This is a genomic window from Vibrio sp. 10N.222.49.A3 (assembly GCF_041475145.1).
Lineage (GTDB): Bacteria > Pseudomonadota > Gammaproteobacteria > Enterobacterales > Vibrionaceae > Vibrio > Vibrio tasmaniensis_A.
The window spans coordinates 1-4,155 of record NZ_JBFRVM010000137.1 but is presented as its reverse complement, the minus strand read 5'-3'; the positions used below and the strand labels follow the sequence as shown (position 1 = coordinate 4,155).

Here is a 4,155-nt window from a genome sequence, read left to right as displayed (position 1 = left end):
ATCCATCGAGAGTGAATGTTATTTCAGGTATAAGGCCAGTACGAGAGAGTAGGAACGGGTTAAATGTCTTTATTCTAGACTAGGTATTCATTGGCCGCTGCTTGGGCACAAAAACGTTCCTTTAACCCTATGCAGCCCAATAAAGTATCCTCTTAAAATGGTAGCGATCGTATTGGTACGCTGCTATTTCTAGAACGAAATTGCCCCATTATTGTCTATGGAATCCACGTATTTACAAAGTGATAGAGGATAAAGCTATTTCACTTCGTATCTAAGTAGAACTTCATTATCCAAAACAACATTTGTTGACCAGATGAAGCTTGCTCCAGCACCACTGAATTTCTCAATAAAGTTCATGTAAGATTTTTTGTTATTTACACCAATTTCATCTTCTGAATATTCAGTCGCTTGAGGCCATGAAACTGCATCAAAGTCTTTTGCCATCCAGTTACTTGGGGTCTCCCAGTGAGCTGCATATGCATTTGTACCGTTATCTGTGCCTTCTGTTGTGCAGTTCTCAGATAAGCGTTTACCATCAACCTCACTCAAGCAGCTTAAATCATAGATTGGTGCAGTATAAAATGTCTGTGCTTGCCAGTCTGAACTCGTCACAGTGCCATCACTAAAGCTTGCGATAAAGCCACCATCACCTGGGTGGAATGCCTTGCCACGGTTATCTTCTGTACCTAAACCTAAGTTTTCTTCCCAATCAATTACTTTTACAGCAAGAGTGTATGGTTTATTTACTTTGAACTTTACGATACTAGAGTTAAACGGCGTGAAAGGTACCGTGTCTACTGCAACGAGCTGACCATTAATATACAACTCGAAATAGTTGTCAGCAAAGATGTAACCAGTGATCTCTTCACCATCTGAATCAATAACAGCCACAGGGACTGAGTCTTCATCCACATCGGCTATACTTTCAGGTGTGATGTGGGCGCACTCTTCATAAAGATCGACCGTTTTTGGTGCAGTGGTGAAATGGTTTTGAGCAGGAACTGTCCATACCTTTCCGTCAGCATCAGCAATTTCACCAATGCCTGCAACACGGCTTCGACCAGTCGCACACTCAAAAAGGTTTTCTTCTACTGTTTTTGCAAGACCTTGGGTAATGTTAGCTGAACCTTTGTAGTCACTAGTGCTTTCGCTTACAGTTAGGTCGGAGGATAGAGAGCAGCCAGCCAACAATAGGGCGATGGACGAAAGAGCGAATACTTGATTGTTGGTAGTAATCATCAATAAAAATCCAGTAGTAAGTATGAAGCTTAAGTGTAGTATTTAGTCTTAACAGATCAATATGTTAAGCTAGTTAAATAGTTGGCGCATATATTAGGCTGTGTAATGTAAATCAACGTAAACGATGTGCAATTTTCAGTAAGTACTTTTCCACTCTTTCTTGCTAGTTCCCATTTTCAAGCACGGTGATAAATACTTACGAACACTCTTAGTTCACGGCGCAAGGACCGTGATTGCCAACCTTGGCGACAAGCCAGATAAGTTAAGTCAGTGGTGTCGAGGCGTTCTGGAACGAAGAGGAATGAATCGAGCGATAGTGGCACTTGCCGCGAAGAACGCACGAATTATCTGGTCGCTTTTACACAATCAAACAGAATATAAAAACTATGCTGCTTAAGTAAAAACCTAAGCAGCATAAAGAGTTAAAACCACCGGGTCATTGCAGACGCATAGGTTAAGACCACTTGCGGAGAGCCTATTAATGCGGCGGGCACACTAAGGGTCATCTAACGAATAAGGCACTGCAGTCGCGTAAAGTCATCAGGGCCACGACGTATGCGAATCGTCGATAAGTATGCCGAATGTAGAGCGGCAGTCCAAAACCCATCAACATAAGTTTAGCGGATTTTTGACAACCGAGGGAATCCATGCGTCCCTGTAAAGGTGAAACAAAAAATAAAAAAATTTATTTTCAAAGGTTAAACTTAATCCTCAACCAGAAATTTAAAGTTATGTAGCAGATATGTAGCTATCCAATTCTACATACTTGCACTAGAAACAAAATCTTTCTAACTCATATTTGAACAAGAAATCATTTAGAGGGCTTACTCTAAACGTTTTGCGCTAGATTAGTAAAATTACCGTAAAAGCTTAAATACTTGTTAATTGCCCATCTAGCGCACTAGTGCTAACATTTGTGAGCACGTCACTTTTAAGGAACTACTCATGGATACTAGAATTCAATTTCGTGTTGATGACGAAACAAAACGCCTAGCTCAGCAAGTGGCTGAAAGCCAAGGTCGCACTCTTAGTGATGCTTGTCGTGAACTTATAGAACAAATGGCAGAGCAACAAAGAAAAACAGTATCCCATGATGCTTGGCTAACAGAACAAGTAAACCTTGCTTTTGAAAAGTATGACACTGGTAAGGCTATGTTTATTGATAATGATTCAGCCAAATCTCGAATGGAAGTCCACAAAGCGAGAATTCGCAGCCGAGGTCAAAAATGATTTTATGGGAAGAAGAATCCCTTAATGATCGAGAGAAGATTTTTGAATTTCTTTACGAATTTAACCCAAATATAGCTGAAAGAACTGACCATATTATTGAAGCTAAAGTTGAAAGCTTGCTTGAGCAACCTTTAATGGGAGTGCAACGTGACGGAATTAGAGGAAGACTATTAATTATTCCTGAAGTTTCGATGACTGTTTCATATTGGGTAGAAGGCCCAATTATCCACATCATGCGAGTTCTACATCAGAAGCAAAAATTTCCTACAGACTAATGTGGTTTTTTAACCGACATATTGCCTCTTAAAATGTAAGGATAAGTTAGGCTAACGACATTGTTTTCGTAAGTATTATCTAGCGTGTTATCTTTAAATTCCGAGGTTGTCCTAATTTTTAGCCAGACCTTATAAGTCTATCTGCTGTTGTAACTCGTCTCTGGACATAAATGTATTAAACCAAAAACTCTAATCCACTTAACTAATATTAGAAAAAGCATCTTAAAGCCTTAAATACTTGTTATAATTGCGGTTTGAACTTCTTTGTCATTCCTTGGCAAGCTGGAGATACAAGTTTGTAGCCTAACTTTTCGTAAAATGCTGGTTCATCCGCGATCATTGAAACGTACGAACCTTCCAAAGCAACTGATGATAAATAGTTATCTATATATTCCATCACGGCTCTTCCTAATCTTTTACCTTGATATTTTGGGTCAACTGCAACATCCACGACTTCAAAGTTACACCCACCATCACCAACTACACGCCCCATTGCAATCAAAGCCTCACCATCTCGTACTGAGATTCCATATAAGCTATTTGCCAACGCAATTGTAGCTGCCTTTAGAGACTTTGGTGATAAGCCTGCTTTCACGCGCATTTCACAAAATTCTATTGGGTTAGGGACGTTTTCTTAATATGTAATTTTCACGCAATACCACTCCTTTTTATTGAGTTTGGAGCCTACATTACAGAACTGTATAAATAAACAGACTCGATAGTTTGAATAAGCATGTATAACACGTTTGCTATTATGCAGATCAAGCCTAATTTTACCACTTAATACGGGCTTTGTTGCGTAATTCAATGGAACTAAATCAAGAACCTACGATCTGATCAGCTACCTCCACTCTCACTCGTAGCTCTATGCCTAAACCTCGTTACAAAACAACCAACTGGAAGCAATACAACCAATCACTCATTAACCGTGGCTCTCTGACCTTTTGGATTGATGAAGAGGCGATTAGCGGGTGGGCGCAAAGTAAACAGAATAAGCGCGGTAGGACACGTCGATTCAGTGATTTAGCTATCACGACAGCACTCATGGTGAAACGCGGCCACTGAGAGCGCTGCAAGGATTTATCGACTCGATATTTAGACTGACCCATGTTCCATTAAGCTGTCCGCATTACACCTGCATCAGTCGTAGAGCAAAGCAAGTTGAGGTCTCATTTAAGACAAAAACGAAAGGAGCGATACAGCACTTAGCCATGATGCGACTGGCCTAAAGGTGAATGGAAAGTCAAAAAACACGGGACAGATGGCAAGCGGAGAGTTTGGCGAAAGCTGCATATTGCTGTTGATACAAACACTCATGAAATTATTGGATATGGATTACAAACCGAATACCCTTGCTACAGCCCTATCCCTAAATCCTTACAAATTAACGGCTGGAAATATTAATCTCAGC

General features: G+C 40.3%; 4 protein-coding genes and 2 pseudogenes. 4 read left to right on the top strand and 2 right to left on the bottom strand.

What is annotated here, in order from left to right; translation table 11 throughout:
• Window positions 1–255 precede the first annotated feature (255 nt).
• Entirely contained in the window at window positions 256–1,239 is a 984-nt protein-coding gene (locus tag AB4589_RS20215) for a hypothetical protein (protein ID WP_016800104.1), read from the bottom strand.
• A 172-nt stretch (window positions 1,240–1,411) separates the two neighbouring features.
• Here AB4589_RS20215 and AB4589_RS20210 point away from each other — a divergent pair.
• From AB4589_RS20210 to AB4589_RS20200, 3 genes and pseudogenes are all read left to right on the top strand, one after another.
• Window positions 1,412–1,636 (top strand): annotated as a pseudogene (locus tag AB4589_RS20210) (IS110 family transposase); the annotation flags it as partial.
• Window positions 1,637–2,184: 548 nt separating this feature from the next.
• Window positions 2,185–2,469: a type II toxin-antitoxin system RelB/DinJ family antitoxin gene (locus AB4589_RS20205; protein WP_102492436.1), complete on the top strand. Its 285-nt coding sequence runs from the start codon at window positions 2,185–2,187 to the stop codon at window positions 2,467–2,469.
• Window positions 2,466–2,744: a type II toxin-antitoxin system RelE/ParE family toxin gene (locus AB4589_RS20200; protein WP_372101574.1), complete on the top strand. Its 279-nt coding sequence runs from the start codon at window positions 2,466–2,468 to the stop codon at window positions 2,742–2,744. The genes AB4589_RS20205 and AB4589_RS20200 overlap by 4 nt, the downstream gene beginning before the upstream one ends.
• Before the next feature lie 241 nt (window positions 2,745–2,985).
• On the opposite strand, the gene AB4589_RS20195 is transcribed toward AB4589_RS20200, so the two are convergent.
• Window positions 2,986–3,345, bottom strand: coding sequence for a GNAT family N-acetyltransferase (locus AB4589_RS20195; protein WP_016800107.1), 360 nt, complete (start codon window positions 3,343–3,345; stop codon window positions 2,986–2,988).
• A gap of 266 nt (window positions 3,346–3,611) precedes the next feature.
• On the opposite strand from AB4589_RS20195, the pseudogene AB4589_RS20190 reads away from it, so the two are divergent.
• Window positions 3,612–4,148 (top strand): annotated as a pseudogene (locus tag AB4589_RS20190) (IS5 family transposase).
• The last annotated feature ends 7 nt before the right edge of the window (window positions 4,149–4,155 follow it).